This is a genomic window from Streptomyces sp. NBC_01471, from assembly GCF_041438865.1.
In the GTDB taxonomy this organism is placed as follows: Bacteria; Actinomycetota; Actinomycetes; order Streptomycetales; family Streptomycetaceae; genus Streptomyces.
Genome location: NZ_CP109450.1, coordinates 3,228,866 through 3,248,805, shown reverse-complemented (window position 1 = coordinate 3,248,805; position 19,940 = coordinate 3,228,866). Strand labels below are relative to the sequence as shown.

Below are 19,940 nucleotides of genomic sequence, written 5' to 3'. Positions count from 1 at the left end.
GGACTTTGACATAGGGGGAGGCTAGGCCCCGGGGATTGCTATGTCAAAATGCTGACATGGAGGAGAGTCTGCCGACGGATCCGTTCCACGCCACGGGCGACGACGTCACCCGCCACGTGGGATATCTGCTCAAACGCGCCCAGGCGGCCCTGCGCGGCGCCATGGACAAGGTGCTGCGCGGGCAAGGGCTGACCGTGCCGCAGTACTCCACTCTCGAACTGCTGGCCCTGCACCCCGGCATGTCGAACGCCGACCTCGCCCGCGCGACCTTCGTCACCCGGCAGTCCGGAAACGTCGTCCTGCGGGGCCTGCAGGAAGCGGGGCTGATCGTCCGCCCCGACACCGCCGATCACGGCCGGGCCCGGCCCGCCCGCCTCACCGAAGAGGGCCGGGCGCGCCTCGCCACGGTCCAGGCCGCCGTGTACGCCGTCGAACAGCGCATGGTCGGCGCGATCCCGCCGCAGCGCGTCACGGATCTCCTCGCCGACCTCGACCGCATCGCGGCGGCTCTGGAGGAGTGACCCGGAGGGGGTCAGCGCCGCTGCTCCGGGAGACGGCGGATGAAGTCCAGCAGCAGGGTGCAGAACGCGGCGGGCTGTTCCAGCGGCGCGAGGTGTCCTGCGGCGGGGATGACCACGGTCCGGCCCGCGCCGAGGTCGCGGGCCAGTCCCTCGCCGCCCTCGAAGAAGTCGGGCATGTCGTGTTCACCGACGCCGACCAGGGCGGGAGCGGTCAGGGTGCGCAGCGCTGCCGTCCCTTCGCCCCCTTCGCCGAGCGGGTCCGCCGCCAGGGTCGGCTCGCCGTGGGCGAGCTGTTGGGTGAGCCGGGCGCGGAGCATACGGGCCGCGTGAGCGCGTACTCCGCCGGTCGCGCCGGGCGAGGTCCACGCCTCGACGCCGGCTGTCACCGCTGCGTCCAGGTCGCCGGCGGCGAGCGCCGTCCTTTCGGCGTCCCAGGCGGCTCGCAGCTGTGGGGAGGCCGGTTGGTCGTGGGGCCGGTACCCGACGAGCACCAGGCCCTCGACCCGCTCGGGCGCCGTGACGGCGGCCTGGAGCGCCACCAGGGCGCCGAGGGAGTTCCCGGCCAGGACGACGCCCTCGGCCCCGAGGTGGTCGAGGGTGTCGAGCACGTCCGTCCAGGGGGCCACCGCGCGGCCGTCGTCGGGTACGCGTGCGTCGCCGTGGCCGGGCAGGTCCAGGGCGATGGCCCGCACGCCCGCATCGGCCAGCAGCGGAAGGTGGGCGCGCCACATGGTGCGGTCGGTGGGACGGGCGTGCAGCAGGACGACGGGCCGGCCTCGGCCCGCCTCATCGTGGGGAAGCAGCATGGCGGGCATCTTTTCTTCGGTGGAGACAGGTGGGACAGGGGCGGGACAGGGGACAGAAAGGGCTGGGCAGCCCGGTCACGGTGCGAGGGGGGAGCCGGTCAGGTCGTCGCTCTCCGCGTCGCTCAGCCGGCCGAGCAGGACCAGGGCGTCGGCGGCGGCGCTGCCGGGGTCCGCGTTGTAGACGGACAGGTGCTGTCCGGGGGCGCTGGTGACGGCGAGCGCCTCGAAGTGCAGCCGCAGTTCCCCCACCCGTGGGTGCCGGAAGTGCTTGTCCTCGTGCGTACGGGGGCGGACCTCGTAGCGCGCCCACAGGCCCGCGAAGGCGGCGCTGCGCACGCTCAGTTCGCCGACGACCCGCTCGATCCGCCCGTCCCGCGGGAACTGCGAGGAGGACGCCCGCAGGTTGCCCACCGCGATACGGGCCGCGTGGTCCCAGTCGGCGTAGAACTCGCGCGCGAAGGGATCGAGGAAGATCATCCGCAGCAGGTTGTCGTACCGGGCGAAACCCCGGTACAGCTCACGCGCCAGCGCGTTGGCCGCCAGCACGTCCTGTGCCGCCCCGACCACGAAGGCCGGCACATCACGCATGCCGTCCATCAGCCGCAGCAACTGCGGAGCGACGGTCGTCGCGGCAGCCGCCGTCCCGAAGGCGGGCAGGCCCAGCCGGAAGAGATGGGCGGCCGCCGCGTCGTCCAGGCGCAGTGCCCCGGCGATCGCCCGCAGCACCTGCTCGGACGGGTGCCGTTCGCGGCCCTGCTCCAGCCGGATGTAGTAGTCCGTGCTCATCCCGGCCAGCAGCGCCACCTCATCGCGCCGAAGCCCCGGCACCCGCCGGGCGCCGTCATCGATCAGACCGGCGTCGGCCGCCGTGACCGCCGCACGACGGGCACGCAGGTAGTCACCCAGTTCGTTCCCGCCGGACGTCCCGCTTTCCGTCCCGCTTTCCGTTCCGCTTTCCATGACAGGCACGCTAGCCGCGGACGGACGCCGGGGCGTGGGTGCGCTGCACCCACCCCGGGCACGACCCCTCGGCAGGTCAGCGCGCGTCGGCAGGTCAGCGCGCGTCGGAGAGCCGCACGAACCGGTGCCCGGACGCGAGGAGCCGGGGGACCGCCGTGGCGATGCCCTCGGCCGTGCCGCCCGTGGGCTGGTTCATGTGGCCGATCACGATCGATCCGGGCCCGGCGGCCACGACGGCGGTGTGGACCTGCTCGGCCGTGAAGGTCGCGCCGCCGTCCCCGTTGACCGTGAAACTCACCGGGCGCTCGCCCAGGGCGCCCACGATGCGGGAGGCGACATCGTCGTAGTACGCCGTCCCGGACCGGAAGTAGCGGGGCGGCCGGCCGAGCAGCCGGGTGAGCTTGCTGTGGTTCCCCGCGACCTCGTCGTAGACCTCGCCCGCGTCGCGCGTCCCGGGAATGCCGTACGCGGAGCGGCCCGAGACGGAGAGCGGGCGGTGCCGGGTTCCGTGGTTGGCGATCTCGAAGAGCGGGTCGGCGGCCAGTTCGCGGAAGTCCGCTGGACGGGCGTCGATCCAGCGGGAGTTGATGAACAGGGTCGCCGGTACCTTCCTCGACCGGAGGAAGCCGATCAGGTCCTGGTCGTAACCGCTGCCGCCGGGGCCTCCGCACGCGTCGAAGGTCAGCGCGATGGCCCGCTGGGACGGAGGCAGGGCGGTCAGGACGCCCGGCGCGTCGAAGCCCCAGCCCGACGGCCGTGCCGATCCGTACCGGGCCACCGCCGCCGCCCGGGTCAACGCCGGGGCCGCCGCCGCTTCGGGCGTGGCCCTGCGGCCGGCGCGCGGAGCACGGCTCGGCGGTTCGATGTCCGACGGGGTGGTCCGCTTCGCCAGGGACGCGCTCGCGGAACCGGACCTGGCGTCACATCCCGCCAGCCCGGCGGCCACCACGGCGGCGATTACAGCCCGACGAGTCAATGACACGTGCCCTGTCCGTCCTGTCCACACCACGATGCCGGCTCCGGAGTGAGAGTCGGATCATGCTACGAATCCAGGAGGCGGCGGACCCCGACACTCCGGCGTGGTGCGGAGTCCACCCGTACTGGCGCCCCGGCGGGCGGCGCCGGGGCGCCGGGGCTCGGTGGGTCTATGCGGCGGTCGGGCCCGAGCCGGTCTCGCGTACGGCCGCGAACAGGGTGCGCGCCTTCGTACCGTCCGGCAGCGGCAGGTCCCCCGTGACGCGGCCCAGGTCCTGGGCGGAGGCGTCCTGGCCGGGGCGGACCACACGGTTGATGTGAAGGGTCAGCCCGGGACCGGAGGTGTTGGACGTCCGTACGCGTACGCCGGTGCCGTCCGGGTCGCTCGTCACCGCCTCGATCCCGGTCGCCACGGGGTGTTCCGCGCCGGTGAAGTGGCCCTCGACGGTCGGGTCCGGGGTGTTGCTGAGGCTCTGCTCCTGCGGCACGGCCGCGCCGGCCATCAGGGCGACCAGCTGGGCGACGAGCACCGGGTCGTGGGTCCCGTCGTACACCCAGCGCTTGCCGAGCACCCCGTGCTCGGTGGTGCCGATGAGCGCGTCGTCGCCTGCGCCGTCGAGCGGCGCTCCCCGGTAGGTGAACGGCACCTGGTACGTGACGGGCTCATCCCCGGACGTGTCGGTGGTCAGCATGAACTCGATCCCGACCGCGCCGGTCGGGTCGTCGAGCCGGAAGCCGCCCGTCCTGGTCAACTCGGGCTTGGCGTCCGCACCGCCGAGGTACCAGGGCTGCGTGGGAAGCCAGGTGGCGAGCAGTTCCAGCTTGGTCGGGGTGAGCGTGGTGCGGTGGATGACAGCCATGTCTTCGGTCCCTCTCCCGTCGGCGTGCGTTCATCCTGCCACCGGCCCCGGGACGGATCAGGCGGTTCCGGTGCCGCCGACGAACCCGGCGAAGACCGACCAGGCGGCGGGGGCGAGGGTGAGGGTGGGACCGCCGGTGTTCTTGGAGTCACGGACGTGGATGGCGGCGGGGTGGGTGGCGATTTCGAGGCAGTTGCCGACGGGCTCGGCCTGGTGGGCGACGACACCGCCAAGAGCGGGGAGTGAGCGAGCCGGGGGTGAGCCGGGAAGGCGTCGCCGTTGCCCTCGCCGAGCTCCGCGGCACGGTCGCCGAGGGTTTCGCCACAGTGAACGGCTCGCTCGCCCTACCCGCCCAGCGGGGCGACCAGACAGACCGGCGCCTGGACGACCAGGAGAAACGCCTCTCCGCCCTGGAGCGGTCTCGGTGGCCGCTCCCCTCCATCGCCGCCCTGGTCAGCGTCATTGGTCTTGCCCTCACCCTGTGGCAGCTTGCCAACCCGTGATCACATGCAGCCGCCCCCGCCCCCCGAATGTGGGGAGGGGGCGCTCGTTGCGTGTTCCGGGCTGCTGCTGCGGACATCGCGACGAGAAAGCTCCGGCCGTGTGCGGCCGGGGCCCGGTGCTCAATCCTGCGTGGTGTCCGGGGCGGGCGGGGCGGTGAATGCCCGCGCGGGCCGGGGCTCCGGGTCGCGTGAGTCCGGCGTCTGCGTGTCGTCCCACGCTGCCACCAGTTCCGCGTACCGGGGGTCGGTCCATTCCATGTACGGCCTCCCTTCTCTCCGCAGGCTACCGATCAGCCCTTGGGCTTGGGCTGCACGACGATCGTGCAATCCGGTGAGTGCTGGCACCCCGCCGCGACGGACACCAGCAGCTCATCAGTTGGCGGCCCCCAGAGTTCCGGGTCCGCCGTGTACCTGAGGGCGGCGACAGCCTCACGGGTCCGGTCCAGGATCTCCGGGTCGTAGTTCGTCGGGTCGTACCCCGGGAAGTGGTGGACGAACGTGCCGCCGAGGGATGCGCACAGCTCTACGTACAGGGCGGTATGCAGGATCAGCGCGTGCCATCCCTCGTCCACGATCCGCGACGGCGCCAGGCCGACCCCGGGGTACCGGGAGCACGCGGCCACGAACTTCAGGGCCTCTTCGAGGATGCGACCGGCCATGTCCTGGGACATGGCCGGGTTGGCGTCCATGACGGTCTTACGGCAGCTGGTGAACTGCACGTCGGTGATGAGCGCTCGGGCGATGACGGGAATCGGGGACGGGTCGGGCCCAGGGTTCGGAGGTACGCTCACGGTGATCTCCTCTGGTGTGTCCGGTGGGGATTGACCCGCCCTGGCCGGTGGCTCCGCCAAGAGATCCGGTCGGGGCGGGAGTTCATGGGCAGTAGCGGCGCACGTACCGGACGCGGACCGGGCAGGCGACGTGCAGGCGCACCGCCGCGACCGCCCCGGTGCCGCTGCTGATTTCGTACTCTTGCGACGGCTCGCCGGGCCGGATCGGTCGGTCACAGCTCGCGCAGATCACGAGAGCGCCATGTTCTTCGCGTCGCGCCACGCGTGCTGCAAGGTGATGGCGATAGCGCAGTTCACACCGAGTCGGCACGAGTCAGGGCAGCTCCGGACGTGGTCGAGAAACTGCCGATAACCGGCGTCCGCCCGCACCGCCCTCGTGTTGACAACAGCCTGCATGCGGCCAGGGCCCGACCCGGTATCGATCCACTGCTGTGCCGACCGGGCTTCCAGATCACTCATGAGTCATCCCCTCGGTGTGCCGCGCCGATGGGCCGCCCGCAGAAGCACAGTCGGGCTGCCGTTACCCACGAACGTAGGGAAGCGATGTGCGTGAGATCCAGCAGTGTGCATGAATGTGCGCCTGGACGAATTCACTGGGACGATTGGCTACTTTCCACCTTGACCCATGGCGCCCGGTCGAGAAGATTGACGCACATCTCCGCACAGTGAAGCCACGGAGGGTGACCATGAACTTAGAGTTCATCGGGATCGATCCGAACACCGGGCAGAACGGGTCCCCGACTGCCTGGGTCGACCATGAGAACGCAGACATCGTCCTGCAGAGCTACACAGCAGACGACTCCACCCGCGCGCAGTGTGTGGAGAACACTGCACCTGGACACGCGAAGGGCATCCCGGACCACGAGAGCGTCATCCGAATTCCCGTCCACCTGGTGCCGATGCTGAGGGAGGCATGCGATGCCGCAGAGCGAGCCAAACTTTCGTGAACTGATGGAAGCGGCACAGCACTCCGCCGTTCACCTTGAGATGCGCGACATCTACGGCGTGGGCGACGAAGCCGCCGACTTCACCCATTGGCAGAGCACCGGCCTACGCGACTCCGATCCCGGCTCGGCCTACTGGACGCCGTGGGTCGACCTGATCTCCCGCGCCATCAAGCGCGGCGTCACCGTTCGCCGGGCGCGCGTGGTCTCCGAGCCCGTAACCGAGTACATCCGGTACGAGCACGCCGGCACATCAGTCAACGTGCACGCCGGGGAGAAGGTTCGATGGCTACCTCGACACCGGGCCGCGGAGCTACTGCTGCCGGGTAGCGATCTGTGGATCTTCGACGGCTCGTCGGTGCTTTTCAACCACTTCACCGGTGAGGGCAACTGGGCACCACGGGGAATGGAGTTGCGCACGGAACCGAAACTGGTCAGGCAGTGCGCTGACGCGTTCGAAGCAGTCTGGGAGCGCGGAACACCGCACGACCAGTACGAGATCCGTTAACAGGAAGCACTGAACAGGCCAGCTCATGCCCATCTCCCCATCGTCGTCAGCCCAGGCAGCCCGCGAGAACGTGGCGCGGCGACTGCGCGACCTCAGAAAGGACGCGGGGCTGACCGTCGTCGAGCTGGCCGCTCAGTGCGGATGGCATCACGCCAAGACATCGCGGATCGAAAACGCAAGGACACCACCGTCTACGACGGACATCCGCCTGTGGTGCCGCACATGCAGCGCGACGGATCAGGTCGCCGACCTGATCGCCGCATCACGGCATGCCGAGTCCCTGTACACGGAGTGGCGGCGTCGGGCCCGCACCGGGCTGAGGCAGCTACAGGACAGCTACGTCCAGCTCTACCGCTCCACCCGTACGTTCCGCGTGTACTCCCCGACACTGCTCCCGGGCCTCCTGCAGACGGAGGGGTACGCGCGTGCACTCCTGAGTGCGAACGCCCGGTTTCTCGATGTTCCCGACGACGGGGCGGAAGCAGCGGCCGCGCGGTTGGAGCGCTCGCAGATCATCCACGAGTCGGGGCATCACTTCCTCCTGCTCATCGAGGAGGCAGCGTTGCGCTACCAGCTGGGCGACGCCGACGCCATGGCCGCCCAGCTGGGGCAGCTACTGACTGCTGGTGCGTTGCCGGCCGTATCTCTCGGCGTCATCCCTATGGCAACGTCAGAACGCCCCCTGTGGCCACAGGAGATGTTCAACGTGTATGACGACACTTTGGTCTCCGTCGAGCTGCTATCGGCCCAGGTGAATATCACGCAGCCGTCAGAAATCGCGTTGTACCTCAAGGCGTTCGAAGAGCTGCGCGGGATGGCTGTGTACGGCGCGACCGCGCGGTCCCTCATAGTGAAAGCCATCGAAGCCCTCCGCTGAGGCAGCTCTTTCGTGCGCCAAGCACACGAGTGCGCCGGCCATGTTGTTCCAGCCGGACGGGACAACCATCCTCGCCCGCGGGAAGTGGCACACGAAGGTGACGTAACTTTCCGGCTCAGCAGCCAAACGCCCCTGGCGCGGGAATCTCCCGTGCCAGGGGCGTTTGGCTGCCCGCCCCGGCCCCGGTGAGAACCTGGATGTCAGATGCGGGCCCCCCGACGCCACGCCAAGGGGCATCGGGGGTTCCTACGCGCTCAGCAGGTGTTGTTGGCGAAGCACTCCGAGAGGTTCAGGTTTCCGTTCGGGTCGTAATCGAGGAGTGGTTTGGCCACGGGGGGCTTGTAGTTGGGGTTGAGCTTCTTCCCCCAGCTCACTTGACTGATGCGGTTGTCGTAGTTGCGTCACGCCGTGTCTGTGACGACGGTGTCGTTGTAGCCGGGCTGCTCGACGAGCTTCTTCTCGTACACGAGCACTTCGCGCAGGTCTGGAATCCTTGCCCTGTTGGACACCTTCAGCCAGACCGATCCCACCCCGCCGTTCAGCCCAGGCGTCGCCAGGTCATAGAGGTAGGCACGCGAGTCGGGGTCCGTGGAGTTGAGGACGATGGAGCTGACGACGTTGCTGCCGCCCCACTTGCCCAGGTCTGGAACGTCACTCTTCACGATCCAGATGTCGCCCTGTCCGGACGCGTTGTAGTCGCGGTGCTCGTACAGACACAAGGCGTCACGGGGGCATGCGTCCGCTCCCTGCCCCCTGGTGACGAGCACCGACTCGTGTGGCTCCGCCGAAGCTTGTGCGCCCGTGAACGTCATGGCTACTGCCGCGCAACTAGTCAGCGTTCCGCCCGGCCGGGGGTACCGGCTCCAGCTCAGGTCGTACGACGAGTCCGGGCGGGGGCTGCTGCTCGTGGAGGCGCTGGCTGACCGGTGGGGCGTGGCCGGACGCAGCCCCGGCAAGGTCGTGTGGTGCGAGTGGGGTCCTACGCGAACGGCTTGAGCCGCTCGTCGACCGGGGCGCCGGTGAGCCGGTTGGCGAAGGTCGAGAGGGTGTACGTGCCGATGCCCAGGACCACTTCCAGGGCGTTCTGGGTGGTGTACCCGTGGGCCAGGAACGCCTGGAGCTCCGGCTCCGCGACCGCCCCGGCGGTCGCCAGCACCTCCAGCGTGAACGTGCGCAGCGCCTCCAGCTTCCCGTCCGCGAGCGGCTTCTGGGTGCGCAGGGCCTCGATGAGGCCGGTGTCCGCTTCCATCGCGGTGAGCTTCGCCGTGTGCATGGCCACGCAGACGTGGCACTCGTTGCGGGTGGCGATCGTGAGGATGAGGACCTCGCGGTCCAGCTGGGAGAGGGTGGTCGACTCGAAGATCCCGCTGAGCTTCAGGAAGCCGTCGAGGGTCTGCGGGGAGGTGGCCATCCGGGCCACGGGGGACGGGAGGTAGCCGAGGCGGTCGGTGGTGGCCTGCATGGCGCGGCGGGCGGGGGCGGGGGCGGACTCGACGGTGTGGCCGGGGAAGGCGGTAATGGTCATGGCTGGTCCTTCGCTCTAAACTCGACAACGTGATTGACGAAAACGTAAACCAGGTTGTCGAGTTTCGCAAGGGCGGGCCGCACCATGACTGAGCACGGAGCTGAGCACGGAGCTGAACATGGGGCCGGGCGAACGGCTCGGCGCGGCGTCGGGCGGGGGGCGGCGGACGACGCGGCGGTGAGTGCGGCGGACGGGCGCGGGTACGAGCTGCCGATGCTGCTGTTCGCCGGGTTCCGCTCGGCCATCGACCAGCTCCATGCGCGCCTTGCCGAGGAGGGGCACCCCGACGTGCGCCCCGCGTACGGCTTCGCGTTGCAGGCGATCGGGGTGCGGGGCGCGACGGCGAGCGAGATGGGGCGCAGGCTCGGGGTCTCCAAGCAGGCGGCGGGCAAGACCGTGGAGCGCCTTGAGGAGCTCGGGTACGCCGAGCGGGCCGCCGACCCCGCCGACGGGCGGCGCAAGCTGGTGCTGCTCACCGCGCGCGGGGTGGAGGTGCTGGTGCGGTCGGGGCAGATCTTCGACGAGCTGTACGCGCAGTGGGCGCGGGTCCTGGGTCCGGAACGGCTCGCCGGGCTGGAGTCCGACCTGCGGGCCCTCGTCCCGGGCGCGGTGCCGGGCGGCGGCTTCCGGGTGGATGTGGCGGGGTGGTTCGGCGGGTGAGCGGTGTCGGGAGTCGCGCCGGGTCAGTGGCGCCGGGTCAGTGGCGCCGGCTCAGCGGCGCCGGGTCAGTGGCGCCGGGTCAGTGGCGCCGGCTCAGCGGCGCCGGGTCAGTGGCGCCGGGTCAGTGGCGCCGGCTCAGCCGACGAGCTTCAGGCCGTCCGCGACGACCCGGCCGTCGTGCAGGACCGTACGGTCGGTGCCCCGGTCCATGACGGCGGACGTCACCGTCTCGCCGTCCACGAGGAGCAGATCGGCGCGGTCTCCCACGGCGAGCCCGGGGCGGTCGGCGACCGACGTCAGACGGGGGAGGCCGCCGTCGAGGATCGCGGCGCCGCCCAGGGTGGCGACGGCCATGCAGTGCTCGATCAGCTCGTCGGCCCGGTAGCGGTTGGTGAAGGCGAGCTGCCAGGTGCGGTCGAGCATGTCCGCGTTGCCGTACGGCGACCAGTAGTCGCGCTGGCCGTCCTCGCCGAGCCCGACCCGGACCCCGGCGGCCGTCAGGTCGGCCAGCGGCAGCGCGTGGTGCTGGGCGGGGGCGATGGTCGCCATCGCGATGTCCAGCTCGGCGAACTCCTCGATGAGACGCCGGGTCGTCGCCTCGTCGACGCTCCCCAGGTCGTACGCGTGGGACAGGGTCACCTGGCCCGCCATGCCCAGCGCGCGCACCCGCTCCAGGATCAGGTCGACGCTGAACACGCCCAGCGGGCCCGGCTCGTGGAGGTGCATGTCGATGGGGGCCTGGTGGCGCTCGGCGAGACCGAAGACGATGTCCAGGTGGCGCACCGGGTCGCGGTCCAGGGTGCAGGGGTCGATCCCGCCGACCACGGCCGCGCCGGAGGACAGCGCCCGGTCCATCAGGTCCGGTACGCCCTTCTCCCGGAGCAGACCGGCCTGCGGGAACGCCATGATCTCGACCTCGCAGCGGCCGGCGTGGGCCTCCTTGGCGGCGAGGACGCCCTCGAAGCGCTCAAGGCCGGAGTCCGCGTCGATCTGCGCGTAGCTGCGGACCCGCGTGGTGCCGCGCTCGATCATGCGGCCGAGGGTGTGGGTGGCGCGCTCGGCCACGGTCCACTCGTCGTCCCGCCAGTGGGCGCGGTCGTTCATCGTCATGGCCCAGACGCCGGGGGCGCCGGTGTGCGGACGGAACGGCAGACCGATACGGGTGGCGTCCAGATGGCAGTGGACGTCCGAGAAGGAGGGCACGGCGAGCCTGCCCCGGCCCGCGACCACGTCGCCGGCCGGGCCGTCCTTCGTGACTCCTGCCGCGTCACCCGTCGCGTCGCCCGTGGTGGGGCGGGCCGGGTCGTGCGGGGTCAGCGCGGTGATCACGCCGTCCCGGACGGCCAGGTCACAGGGGGCGCCGCCCCAGGGGCGGACGTTCGTGATCAACAATTCGGTACCCCGCACCTCAGTGCCCCGCCCTGGTGAGGAGAGCCGGCAGCTCCCGCATGTCGTCGAAGACCACCGTGCCCGGCCCGTCCAGCCATTCCGCGGGCGTGAGTCCGCCGCAGTATCCGAACGCACGCATGCCGGCGGCTCGGGCAGCCTGCACTCCGTAGCGGCTGTCCTCGACCACGGCGCAGACCTCGGGGTCGAATCCCATGTGCTGTGCCGCGCGGAGGAAGAGGTCCGGTGCGGGCTTGCCGTTGGCGACGTCCGCCGCGCTGTGGATGCGTCCTTCGAAGCGTGCGTACAGCCCGGTCAGACCCAGGGTGTGACGAAGGGCGTCATGGCCGCTGCTGGACGCCACACAGGTGGGCAGCCGGATCTGGTCGAGGGCCTCCACCACGCCGTCGACAGCGGTGAGTTCGGCCTCCATGGCCGTGCGGTACAGCCGGAGCTGTTCGGCCTCCCACCCGTCCGGAAGGCTGCGGCCGAGGTGCTTCTCGATGTCGGCGATCATGTCGGCGTGCGAGCGGCCCATGAAGCGTTCGACGACCTCGGCCTCGCTGAGCGGCCAGCCGAGCTCCGCCAGACTCGTCGCGTCCACGCGGGCCGCGATGCGCTCGCTGTCCACCAGAACGCCGTCACAGTCGAATATCACGAGTTCAACGGGCTTGGTCACGCCTGCATGCTAACGGGAGCGCGCCACGGCGGAACGTCCTGGTCTCCGGGGGAGAGGCCAGGACGTTCCGGTCGTCACGGGGCGCGGGCCGGGGCCCGTCGGGCTACCAGCGCAGGGCGAGCGCCGAGGTGGACTGCCAGAAGGTGACCTCGGCCGAGTCGTCGATCCGGGTGCCCTTCGGGAGGGCCGACGTGGTGAGCGAACCGGTGCCGTTGCCCGCGCGGTTGGCGAAGCCGACGCCCAGCTTCTTGGCCGCACGCGGGTGGCCGCCGCCACCGGTCGTACGGACGCTCGCATAGGCGGTCTGGCCCGGGTCCAGGGTCACGACGGCCTGCGGGGTGCTGTCCTCGTTGATCTGCGTGGCGGCCTGGTCCTGGTCGAAGCGGAGGGTCGGCGCGTAGTACGCGTAGCAGGGCGTCCTGCCCTTGTTGGTGGCCTTGATCAGCAGGTGGTTGACGGGCTTGCTGACCTTGGAGACGGCGACCTTGGTGGTGGCACTGGTGCAGGTGACGATCTTCGTCGTCTTGGCCGGGGCGGCGCTCGCGGTGGCGGCCGACAGGCCGGTGAGGGCGAGTGCGGCGATCAGACCGGTGGCGGCTGCGGTGGCGACGCGGGTGCGGCGGATGTTCATGGTGATTCTCCCCGTGGAGTCGGTGGAAGCCGTGGAGGCCGGTGGAAGTTCAGAGATGGCTGATGAGCAGGACGACTGTGGTCGCCGACGCGGCCAGTACGACCAGCGCGACCATGTCGACGACGCTCAGGTCGAAGCCGTGCCGGAGTCGGTTGAACACGAACTCAGCTTGTGGGGTGGCCGATTCCCACCGCAATCGTTCCCGGGCCATTGGGGACGGTGGAACGGCTGCGCGTACTCTGACCTGGCGGGATGGGACGTCCCTGGAACGCCTTCCTGGAACGCGCATCGGGTGTCCGGGACATGGAACGAGGGGGACGGTGGCCGTGGGCTCCGAGACCGAGGAATTCGCCGCGCTGCTCCGGGAGCTGAAGAACCGCTCGGGGCGCAGCTACGGAGCCCTGGCCGGGAAGCTCCACATGAGTACGTCCACGGTGCACCGGTACTGCAACGGCGACGCCGTGCCGACCGATTACGCGCCCGTCGAGCGGTTCGCACGGCTCTGTGCGGCGACCCCGGACGAACTGATCGCGCTGCACCGGCGGTGGCTGCTGGCCGACGCGGCGAGAAGGCGGCCCAAGGACGCGGTAGTTCCGGAAGCGGTAGTTCAGGATGGCGTGGAGCCGGAGCCGGAGCCGGAGCTTCTGTCCGGTGTCTCCGATGTCTCCGATGTCTCCGATAGCTCCGGTGGCTCCGGTGTATCCGGCCCCGGGGAGCCTTCCGCCGCTCCCGGGTCGGGCCCGGCGCCCGGCCGGTCGCGTGGGAACACCCGCCTCTGGCTGATCGGGGCCGCCGTGGTGCTCGCCGCCGCAGTCGCCGTACCCGTCGCGCTGGCGCTGCGCCCCGACGGTACGTCCGGCGCCGCCTCGGTCGCGGAGAGGATTCCGGGGCATCCGCAGACCGGTTCGCCGTCCACGGGACCGTCCCCGCGGACGTCCCACTCCGCCTCCCCCTCTCCCTCCTCCACCCCGTCCCACTCCGCTTCTCCCCCGGCGCCGGGTGGCCGGTCCGCCGGGACCACCGGTGACCTGGGGCCCGACGGCCGCAGCGTCCCCGCCGTACCGCTGACGGTGAACGTCCGCCCGTACATCTGGGAGGACCCGTGCAGCCAGTCGTATCTGGTGGACCGGGCGGCTGCGAAGATGCCGCCGCCCCCGGCCGAACAGGATGCCGCGAGCTGGGCCACCGCCCTGGGCGGTGTCTCCAGCGGCGGTGCGCGGATCGAGCTGTCCGTGCAGGGCAAGACGGCGGACGCGGTGGTGCTCCAGGCCCTGCACGTACGGATCGTGGGACGTCACGCGCCGCTCGCCTGGGCCTCGTACGCCATGGGCGACGGCTGCGGCGGCGGGATCGTCCCGGCCGGGTTCGATGTGAACCTGGACACCGGTACCCCCCTGGCGGAACCGGCCGCCGGGGTCCAGGGCGACCGCAAGGTCCCGGCCACCGACTTCCCGTACAAGGTGTCCGCCACCGACCCGCAGGTCCTGGAGATCAACGCCACCACGTCGGCCCACGACGTCAGCTGGTACCTGGATCTCCAGTGGAGCAGCGGCGACCGGCACGGGACGATCCGTATCGACGACCACGGCAGGCCGTTCCGCGCGAGCAGCATGAAGGGCCGGCCCCATTACGTGCACCCGCTCGGCGGGGACACCTGGGAACCGGCCCAGCAGTGATGCGCGGCCCGGCGCCGGCCTTTTCAGTGGTCAGCGAGCGGTGCGTCGGCCCGTGAAGGGCACCCGCCCCGCCACGATCAGCACCAGAAGGCTGTAGTACTGCAGCACGGGCACGGCGAGCGCGATGGCGAACGCGACGACCACGGCGAGGACGGTGATGAAGCTGTCGGTGTACAGGTCAGCGGTCCTCCGGCGGGTACCTTCGCTGTCCCCCTCGACCATCCCCGGGTTGGTCTTCAGGATTCTCAGCATGGCCAGTCGGCACACCATGCCGACCAGGAGCGCCGCGTAGTAGAACGCCCCCACGAACCGGTCGTGGCCGCCGAAGGCGCCGATCATCTCCGTCGGGAGGGGTATGACGACGACGGAGAGCAGCCACCCCATGTTCCACCCTGTCAGGGAGCGGGAGGCCGTCTTGACCGTCGAGAAGGCCCGGTGGTGCTCCCGCCAGATGTTAGCGATGACCGCGAAGCTGAGCAGGAAGCTCCAGATCTGGCTCAGGTGACCGGTGATCACATCGCTGGCGGGCTTGTGGGCGGACGCGACTTCCGGGACGAGGTCCACCAGCGGCAGGATCAGCAGGGTGATGGAGATCGCGGTCACCGCGTCGGTGAAGAGCACCAGGCGCTCCCCCGAGACGCCCCCTCCAGTCCCGTTCTCGTCGATGACGCGACTGACACCCATGCGTTTACGCCTTTCCCTTGTCATGCCTGCCGCCGCTGACCGGACTCCGCTCGCCGTGGGCGTTCCGACGAACCGGGCGGATTCCGCCCATCGCGGCAGCGGCGCCGCACTCTCTCCACACCCAAGTCCTTGACCAGCACTGATGGGGAGGTCCGGACAAGCATCAGAGTAGTGGCTCCAGTGGCTTGCGTTCGGGCCACCATCGCTGGACGGCCTCGACGGTTGTCGACGGGCTCACGTTGAAACAGAGCTTCGCGCCGGGTGCCAACTCGTGGGTGGTGCCGACCAGGACCTCGAGGAGCGGGGTCAGCGCCGGGTCCAGCCGGATGCCTGCGCCGATCACCACGATGTCGTAGTCCTTCCCGGACAGTGCGGCGCGGTAGACCGCCTCGGCCGTGCGGCCGTAGTCGAGCAGGCAGATGTCGACAGTGAAGCCGAGTTCCTCCATCCGGGCCCGTTCGGCGGCCACGCCGGCCCGGACCGTTTCGGCGTCGAGCTCGGGGAACGCCGCCCGCGACGAGGGCGCGTCGTCCACCAGCGCGGGATCAAGACCTACGGTGAGCAGGGACGGGAACATGCCGCGATACCTCCTGTGCTTGTGGTTGTGCTTGTGGTTGTGCCTTCCGTCTTCCGGACTGAGATTAGAAGTCGGGGCAGCCGCCTGGCCATCCCCCACTTCTGGGGTACCGCTCGGCCGGTGAGTTCCCCGGGGGCCCGGTGTGGGACCGTGCGTGACATCGAGGCGATCTGCCGTCTCGACCGCGGCTCCAGGTTGCTGTGGCGCAGGATCGCCGAGCGGCTTACGCGCTCGTCCCGGCCGACTCCCTCGATCAGGACCCGTCGTCGCCTGCGGCCACTCCCACGGCGGCGCCGTCATCATCGGTCCGCCACCGCGGAAGGTGGCGCATCTCGTGCACTTGGCCGCGATGATGCCCGATGTCGGCGAGACCGGCTTCGGGCTGCTCGCCCAGGCACCGCCGGGCGACCCCGGGTCGCGCGCTCATAGTGCAAGGACCCCTGAGCCGCATCGCTCACCGCGGGCACATCGCGCCGGGCCGAGCCCGTGCGGAACTCCCGCTCCTCAGCGGGCATTTCATGCGGCGGATCCGCAGGGCGCTCACCCGGCGAACACGGTGTCCAGCCAGTCGAAGGCGCGCTGGTGCCACAGGGCGACCGCGCCTTCGTGGCAGTGCTCGCCGCCGCCCTCTTCCTCACGGAAGGAGATCAGCTCCTTCGGGCAGGTCAGCGCGGCGAGGACACGTTGCGGCTGACCGGCGAAGAACTGGTCGTTCTCCGCCTCCAGAACGAGCGTCGGACAGGTGACCCGCTCTGCGACTCCCTCCAGTGTGTAGGCGCGGAACGCCTCGACAAGTTCGTCGACGCCGGAAACCCCGAGGGTCCACAGGCCGTTGCGGACCAGCCAGCGCGCCGAGACGCTCTGCGCCATCACGGTGTCCAGGCCGCCGGGGACTTCCGCCGCGGCCCGGGTGACCGCCTCGAACGTGGCATGGACGTCGTAGACCCCGTCGTGCAGGACGCATGCGGCGATACGGTGCTCGAAAGCCACTGCCCGTGCGGCGAGATACCCGCCGAGACTGGTGCCGATGAGCGCGATCCGGTCCGTGTCCACCTCCGGCAAGGTGAGCGCGAACTCGACGGCGGGGGTGACCACAGCCTCCCAGTCCGGCCGGAAGTGCAGGCCCTGCTCGCGCACGGTGCTTCCCTGGCCGGGCCCGTCGAAAACGAGGACGTGGTAGCCGCGCCGCAACGCCCCTGCGGCCAGGGCGAGATAGCCCTCTTCGAGGGTGGAGTCGTAACCGCCGTGATAGAGCACCGTCGGGCGTGGCTCACCCGACTCGTCGGCGAGGAACAGGTAGCCCGGCAGGGTGGTTCCCTCGTACGGGATGCGCACGGCGCGGGCCTGGATGTCGAGCAGGGCGGCGGCGTCCGCGAAGGTCCGCCGGGAGGCCTTCGCCAGCCGTGCGGACTCGGTGTCGTTCGCCGGGTCCGCACGCCGGTAGAAATCGGCGGTCCGGTAGTAGTTCGAGGCCCGCAGCAGCGCCTCCCGCGCACTCACCCGGTGTCCGGCGGCCAGCGCGTCCCGGCCGATGCGCTCGACCCGCGCCGCCGTCGCGGCCCACTGGTGCGACCACGCCTCTTCGTCCCCCTCGGGAACCTGACGGCAGGTCACCAGGACCTCGCCGAGCTCGGCGCCACCGTAAGTGGCGTAACCGGCGGCCCGCAGCGCCTCGAAGGAGAAGGACTCGTCGTCGTAAAGGAATTTCATGGCCGGCCCCTTCATTTGGAACGGAACGGTGTCGTTCCGTTTACTGGGCCCACGCTAACCCATCTCCGAACGGAACGCACCCGTTCCGCTCCTTTATGCTTGCCGGATGGCGACAGAGCGCAGGGCAACCGGCGGCGCGGCCCTGCGGCAGCAGGTGACCGAGGCCATCACTGAGGCGACCTTCGCCGAGCTGGCCGAGACCGGCTACGAGCGGATGTCCATGGAGGCGATCGCACGGCGGGCCGGTGTGGGCAAGGCCGCGCTGTACCGGCGCTGGGCATCGAAAGAGGAGATGCTGACCGAACTCGTACGGGAGGCAGTGGAGTACGCGCTGCCGCCGACTCCGGCCACCGGAGCCCTGGGCACCGACCTGCGCGAGTTCCTCGACACCCTCCGAAGCCAACTGGCCGACCCGGTGGTCAGCGGCATCGGCCCCGGGCTGCTCGCCGAGAGCCGCCGCGTGAGTACGCTCGCGGACGTGGTGCACACCAGCGTGGCGGCACCGCGCCGCGCTGCGGTGCACGCCATGTTGCAGACGGCGATCGACCGGGGCGAACTCCCGGCCTCACTGGACTTGGAACTGGCCGCGGACCTGCTGATCGCGCCGCTGGGCTTCCGCATGCTGATCATGGACGGCGACAGCGGTGACGCGTACCTGGACACACTCGCCCGTGTGATCGAAGCCGGTCTGAAAGAGGCCGTCCGCCCAGGGAGCGCCCGACAGGGGAGCGTCTGACCAACGATCCTGCTGGTCCCCTGCCACACCCGCTGTCCCACCTCACCCAGCCACGAGGCCGATCGTCAGACACGACCTGGAGTGGAGCCCTGGTGAACCAAGGGGTGTGGCAGGGGAGCCCTGCGCACTGTGACGACAGGCCCTACAGCCGCTCGGGCGTCCGGATGCCCAGCAGCGCCAGACCCTGGTGCAGGGTGCGGGCGGTCAGCTCGCAGAGGAACAGCCGGTTCTCCACCTGCTCGGGCGTGGGGGCCTTGAGGACCGGGCACTCCGCGTAGAACGTCGTGTAGTACGAGGCCAACTGGTAGAGGTACGCGGCCAGCTTGTGCGGCTCGTACGCGGACGCGACCTCGGCGAGGACCTCCGCGAACTGGTCCAGGTGCAGCCCGAGCGCGCGCTCCGCCGGGGCCAGCTCCAGCTCCGGATGCGCGGCGGGCCCGGCCTCGCCCGACAGCCGCAGGATCGACTGGATACGGGCGTACGCGTACTGGATGTACACGCTGGTGTCGCCGTTGAGGGACACCATCTGGTCCAGGTCGAACTTGTAGTCGCGCGCGGCCGACGTGGACAGGTCCGCGTACTTGACCGCGCCGATGCCGATCTGCGCGCCGTTCTCGACGATCTCGTCCTCGGTGAGGGCGATCTTCTCGTTGTTCTTCTCCCGCACGACGGCCGTCGCGCGCTCGATCGCCTCGTCCAGCAGGTCCACCAGCCGCACCGACTCGCCCGCCCGGGTCTTGAACGGCTTGCCGTCCTTGCCGAGCACCGTGCCGAACCCCAGGTGGACGGTCTCGGCCTCGCCGTCGCCGGTCTCCAGCCAGCCCGCCCGGCGGGCCGTCTCGAAGACCATCTTGAAGTGCAGCGACTGCCGCACGTCCACCACGTACAGCAGGGTGTTCGCCTTGAGGTCCTGCACCCGGTTGCGGATCGCCGAGAGGTCGGTGGCCGCGTAGCCGTAGCCGCCGTTCGTCTTCTTGACGATGAGCGGGACCTGATTGCCGTCCGGGCCCTTCACATCGTCGAAGAAGACACAGAGCGCGCCCTCGGAGCGGACCGCGACACCCGACTCCTCCAGGAGACGGCAGGTCTCCTCCAGCACGTCGTTGTACCCGGACTCGCCGACGATGTCCGCGTCGGCGATCTCCATGTCCAGCTTGTTGAAGACCGAGTAGAAGTAGATCTTCGACTCGTCCACGAACCGCTGCCAGTGCGCGAGCGTCTCCGGGTCTCCGGCCTGGAGGGCCACCACCCGGTCCCGAGACCGCGCCTTGAACTCCTCGTCGGAGTCGAAGACCGCCCGCGAGGCCTTGTACAGCCGGTCGAGGGAGGACATGGCGGCCTCGCCGTCCTCCTCACCGCCCTCGTGGTCCAGCTCGTGCGGGTGCTCGATCAGGTACTGGATGAGCATCCCGTACTGGGTGCCCCAGTCCCCGATGTGGTGGCGGCGGATCACGGTCTCGCCGCCGAACTCCATGATCTTGGCCATCGCGTCGCCGATCACGGCCGACCGCAGGTGCCCGACGTGCATCTCCTTCGCCACGTTCGGCTGGGCGTAGTCGATGACCGTGGTGCCCGCCTGCGCGGCGCAGGGCACACCGAGCCGCGCGTCGGCGGCGCGCGCCGCGAGGGTCTCGGTGATCGCCCGGTCGGTGAGCGTGATGTTCAGGAAGCCGGGCCCCGAGACCTCGATGTCCTTGATGAGGTCATTGGCCGGGAGCGCCGCCGTGACCGTGGCCGCCAGCTCGCGCGGATTGCCCTTCAGCTTCTTCGCCAGGGCCAGGATCCCGTTGGCCTGGAAGTCGGCCCGGTCGCTTCGGCGCAGCAGCGGGTCCGCGGCACCGGCATCCGGCAGAGCTGCCGTCAGCGCGTCCGCGAGGTGCTCCTTGAGCGTCGAAGCGAGGGAATTGACCGAGACTGGCTCAGGCATGGGG

The 19,940-nt window shown here is 70.3% G+C and carries 26 protein-coding genes and 1 pseudogene; 9 read left to right on the top strand and 18 right to left on the bottom strand.

The genetic code is table 11. The features are described from left to right. Positions 1 to 56 precede the first annotated feature (56 nt). Positions 57 to 521 carry a MarR family winged helix-turn-helix transcriptional regulator gene (locus tag OG285_RS14160; RefSeq protein WP_371791134.1) on the top strand — a complete coding sequence of 155 codons (465 nt, stop codon included), beginning with the start codon at positions 57 to 59 and terminating at the stop codon, positions 519 to 521. Positions 522 to 532: 11 nt separating this feature from the next. Here the strand turns inward: OG285_RS14160 and OG285_RS14155 are convergent, their stop codons facing one another. The 5 genes and pseudogenes from OG285_RS14155 to OG285_RS14135 all read right to left on the bottom strand — a co-directional run. After that, positions 533 to 1,327, bottom strand: coding sequence for an alpha/beta fold hydrolase (locus OG285_RS14155; RefSeq protein ID WP_371791133.1), 795 nt, complete (start codon positions 1,325 to 1,327; stop codon positions 533 to 535). Between the two features lie 75 nt (positions 1,328 to 1,402). Next, complete coding sequence (locus OG285_RS14150) at positions 1,403 to 2,287, bottom strand: helix-turn-helix domain-containing protein (protein WP_371791132.1); 885 nt, start codon at positions 2,285 to 2,287, stop codon at positions 1,403 to 1,405. A 94-nt stretch (positions 2,288 to 2,381) separates the two neighbouring features. After that, positions 2,382 to 3,269 (bottom strand): polysaccharide deacetylase family protein, encoded by an 888-nt coding sequence (locus tag OG285_RS14145; RefSeq protein WP_371791131.1) that lies wholly within the window; start codon positions 3,267 to 3,269, stop codon positions 2,382 to 2,384. 163 nt (positions 3,270 to 3,432) lie between these two features. Beyond that, the gene (locus OG285_RS14140; protein WP_356836351.1) at positions 3,433 to 4,122 is read right to left on the bottom strand and encodes a 1,4-alpha-glucan branching protein; all 690 of its coding nucleotides are present in this window, start codon (positions 4,120 to 4,122) and stop codon (positions 3,433 to 3,435) included. A gap of 57 nt (positions 4,123 to 4,179) precedes the next feature. Next, positions 4,180 to 4,320: pseudogene (locus tag OG285_RS14135) on the bottom strand (DUF397 domain-containing protein); the annotation flags it as partial. A 44-nt stretch (positions 4,321 to 4,364) separates the two neighbouring features. Between OG285_RS14135 and OG285_RS14130 the strand changes: the two are divergent. Further along, positions 4,365 to 4,625, top strand: coding sequence for a hypothetical protein (locus OG285_RS14130; RefSeq protein WP_356836353.1), 261 nt, complete (start codon positions 4,365 to 4,367; stop codon positions 4,623 to 4,625). Positions 4,626 to 4,745: 120 nt separating this feature from the next. Here OG285_RS14130 and OG285_RS14125 read toward each other — a convergent pair whose 3' ends face one another. The 3 genes from OG285_RS14125 to OG285_RS14115 all read right to left on the bottom strand — a co-directional run bounded on the left by OG285_RS14125 (position 4,746) and on the right by OG285_RS14115 (position 5,875). Beyond that, positions 4,746 to 4,883 (bottom strand): hypothetical protein, encoded by a 138-nt coding sequence (locus OG285_RS14125; protein ID WP_356836355.1) that lies wholly within the window; start codon positions 4,881 to 4,883, stop codon positions 4,746 to 4,748. Positions 4,884 to 4,915: 32 nt separating this feature from the next. Beyond that, complete coding sequence (locus OG285_RS14120) at positions 4,916 to 5,416, bottom strand: hypothetical protein (protein ID WP_356836357.1); 501 nt, start codon at positions 5,414 to 5,416, stop codon at positions 4,916 to 4,918. 228 nt (positions 5,417 to 5,644) lie between these two features. Continuing rightward, a complete protein-coding gene (locus OG285_RS14115; RefSeq protein ID WP_371791130.1) occupies positions 5,645 to 5,875 on the bottom strand; it encodes a hypothetical protein in 231 nt (76 codons plus the stop codon). A gap of 227 nt (positions 5,876 to 6,102) precedes the next feature. On the opposite strand from OG285_RS14115, the gene OG285_RS14110 reads away from it, so the two are divergent. The 3 genes from OG285_RS14110 to OG285_RS14100 are packed head-to-tail and all read left to right on the top strand — an operon-like array spanning position 6,103 to position 7,745. Then, complete coding sequence (locus OG285_RS14110) at positions 6,103 to 6,363, top strand: hypothetical protein (RefSeq protein ID WP_356836361.1); 261 nt, start codon at positions 6,103 to 6,105, stop codon at positions 6,361 to 6,363. Beyond that, positions 6,335 to 6,868: a DUF6879 family protein gene (locus OG285_RS14105; protein WP_371791129.1), complete on the top strand. Its 534-nt coding sequence runs from the start codon at positions 6,335 to 6,337 to the stop codon at positions 6,866 to 6,868. The genes OG285_RS14110 and OG285_RS14105 overlap by 29 nt, the downstream gene beginning before the upstream one ends. 25 nt (positions 6,869 to 6,893) lie before the next feature. Continuing rightward, positions 6,894 to 7,745, top strand: coding sequence for a helix-turn-helix transcriptional regulator (locus tag OG285_RS14100; protein WP_356836365.1), 852 nt, complete (start codon positions 6,894 to 6,896; stop codon positions 7,743 to 7,745). 401 nt (positions 7,746 to 8,146) lie between these two features. On the opposite strand, the gene OG285_RS14095 is transcribed toward OG285_RS14100, so the two are convergent. After that, positions 8,147 to 8,557 (bottom strand): peptidase inhibitor family I36 protein, encoded by a 411-nt coding sequence (locus OG285_RS14095; protein WP_371791128.1) that lies wholly within the window; start codon positions 8,555 to 8,557, stop codon positions 8,147 to 8,149. Between OG285_RS14095 and OG285_RS14090 the strand changes: the two genes are divergently transcribed. Further along, positions 8,499 to 8,741, top strand: a complete 243-nt coding sequence (locus OG285_RS14090; RefSeq protein WP_371793529.1) for an ATP-binding protein — start codon at positions 8,499 to 8,501, stop codon at positions 8,739 to 8,741. The genes OG285_RS14095 and OG285_RS14090 overlap by 59 nt on opposite strands. Here OG285_RS14090 and OG285_RS14085 read toward each other — a convergent pair. Beyond that, positions 8,725 to 9,270, bottom strand: a complete 546-nt coding sequence (locus OG285_RS14085; RefSeq protein ID WP_356836371.1) for a carboxymuconolactone decarboxylase family protein — start codon at positions 9,268 to 9,270, stop codon at positions 8,725 to 8,727. The two genes, OG285_RS14090 and OG285_RS14085, sit on opposite strands and share 17 nt — an antisense overlap. A 213-nt stretch (positions 9,271 to 9,483) precedes the next feature. Here OG285_RS14085 and OG285_RS14080 point away from each other — a divergent pair, with 213 nt between their 5' ends. Beyond that, positions 9,484 to 9,930, top strand: coding sequence for a MarR family winged helix-turn-helix transcriptional regulator (locus OG285_RS14080; protein WP_356836399.1), 447 nt, complete (start codon positions 9,484 to 9,486; stop codon positions 9,928 to 9,930). 135 nt (positions 9,931 to 10,065) lie between these two features. Here the strand turns inward: OG285_RS14080 and OG285_RS14075 are convergent, their stop codons facing one another. The 3 genes from OG285_RS14075 to OG285_RS14065 all read right to left on the bottom strand — a co-directional run bounded on the left by OG285_RS14075 (position 10,066) and on the right by OG285_RS14065 (position 12,626). Then, on the bottom strand, positions 10,066 to 11,322 hold the full coding sequence (locus OG285_RS14075; protein ID WP_371791127.1) for an amidohydrolase family protein: 1,257 nt from the start codon (positions 11,320 to 11,322) through the stop codon (positions 10,066 to 10,068). A gap of 16 nt (positions 11,323 to 11,338) precedes the next feature. Next, complete coding sequence (locus tag OG285_RS14070) at positions 11,339 to 11,995, bottom strand: HAD family hydrolase (protein ID WP_371791126.1); 657 nt, start codon at positions 11,993 to 11,995, stop codon at positions 11,339 to 11,341. Between the two features lie 103 nt (positions 11,996 to 12,098). Beyond that, positions 12,099 to 12,626: a DUF4232 domain-containing protein gene (locus tag OG285_RS14065; RefSeq protein WP_356836377.1), complete on the bottom strand. Its 528-nt coding sequence runs from the start codon at positions 12,624 to 12,626 to the stop codon at positions 12,099 to 12,101. 326 nt (positions 12,627 to 12,952) lie between these two features. Between OG285_RS14065 and OG285_RS14060 the strand changes: the two genes are divergently transcribed. Beyond that, complete coding sequence (locus OG285_RS14060; RefSeq protein ID WP_371791125.1) at positions 12,953 to 14,302, top strand: helix-turn-helix domain-containing protein; 1,350 nt, start codon at positions 12,953 to 12,955, stop codon at positions 14,300 to 14,302. Positions 14,303 to 14,332: 30 nt separating this feature from the next. On the opposite strand, the gene OG285_RS14055 is transcribed toward OG285_RS14060, so the two are convergent. The 4 genes from OG285_RS14055 to OG285_RS14040 form a co-directional block, all read right to left on the bottom strand. Then, positions 14,333 to 14,986 carry a TMEM175 family protein gene (locus OG285_RS14055; protein WP_356836381.1) on the bottom strand — a complete coding sequence of 218 codons (654 nt, stop codon included), beginning with the start codon at positions 14,984 to 14,986 and terminating at the stop codon, positions 14,333 to 14,335. 163 nt (positions 14,987 to 15,149) lie between these two features. Then, positions 15,150 to 15,563 carry a hypothetical protein gene (locus tag OG285_RS14050; protein ID WP_356836383.1) on the bottom strand — a complete coding sequence of 138 codons (414 nt, stop codon included), beginning with the start codon at positions 15,561 to 15,563 and terminating at the stop codon, positions 15,150 to 15,152. 253 nt (positions 15,564 to 15,816) lie between these two features. Next, positions 15,817 to 15,990 (bottom strand): hypothetical protein, encoded by a 174-nt coding sequence (locus OG285_RS14045; RefSeq protein WP_371791124.1) that lies wholly within the window; start codon positions 15,988 to 15,990, stop codon positions 15,817 to 15,819. Positions 15,991 to 16,103: 113 nt separating this feature from the next. Then, positions 16,104 to 17,273: an alpha/beta fold hydrolase gene (locus OG285_RS14040; RefSeq protein WP_356836385.1), complete on the bottom strand. Its 1,170-nt coding sequence runs from the start codon at positions 17,271 to 17,273 to the stop codon at positions 16,104 to 16,106. 106 nt (positions 17,274 to 17,379) lie between these two features. On the opposite strand from OG285_RS14040, the gene OG285_RS14035 reads away from it, so the two are divergent. Continuing rightward, positions 17,380 to 18,009: a TetR/AcrR family transcriptional regulator gene (locus OG285_RS14035; RefSeq protein ID WP_371791123.1), complete on the top strand. Its 630-nt coding sequence runs from the start codon at positions 17,380 to 17,382 to the stop codon at positions 18,007 to 18,009. A 142-nt stretch (positions 18,010 to 18,151) separates the two neighbouring features. Here the strand turns inward: OG285_RS14035 and argS are convergent, their stop codons facing one another. Further along, on the bottom strand, positions 18,152 to 19,936 hold the full coding sequence (argS, locus tag OG285_RS14030; RefSeq protein WP_371791122.1) for an arginine--tRNA ligase: 1,785 nt from the start codon (positions 19,934 to 19,936) through the stop codon (positions 18,152 to 18,154). Between the last annotated feature and the right edge of the window lie 4 nt (positions 19,937 to 19,940).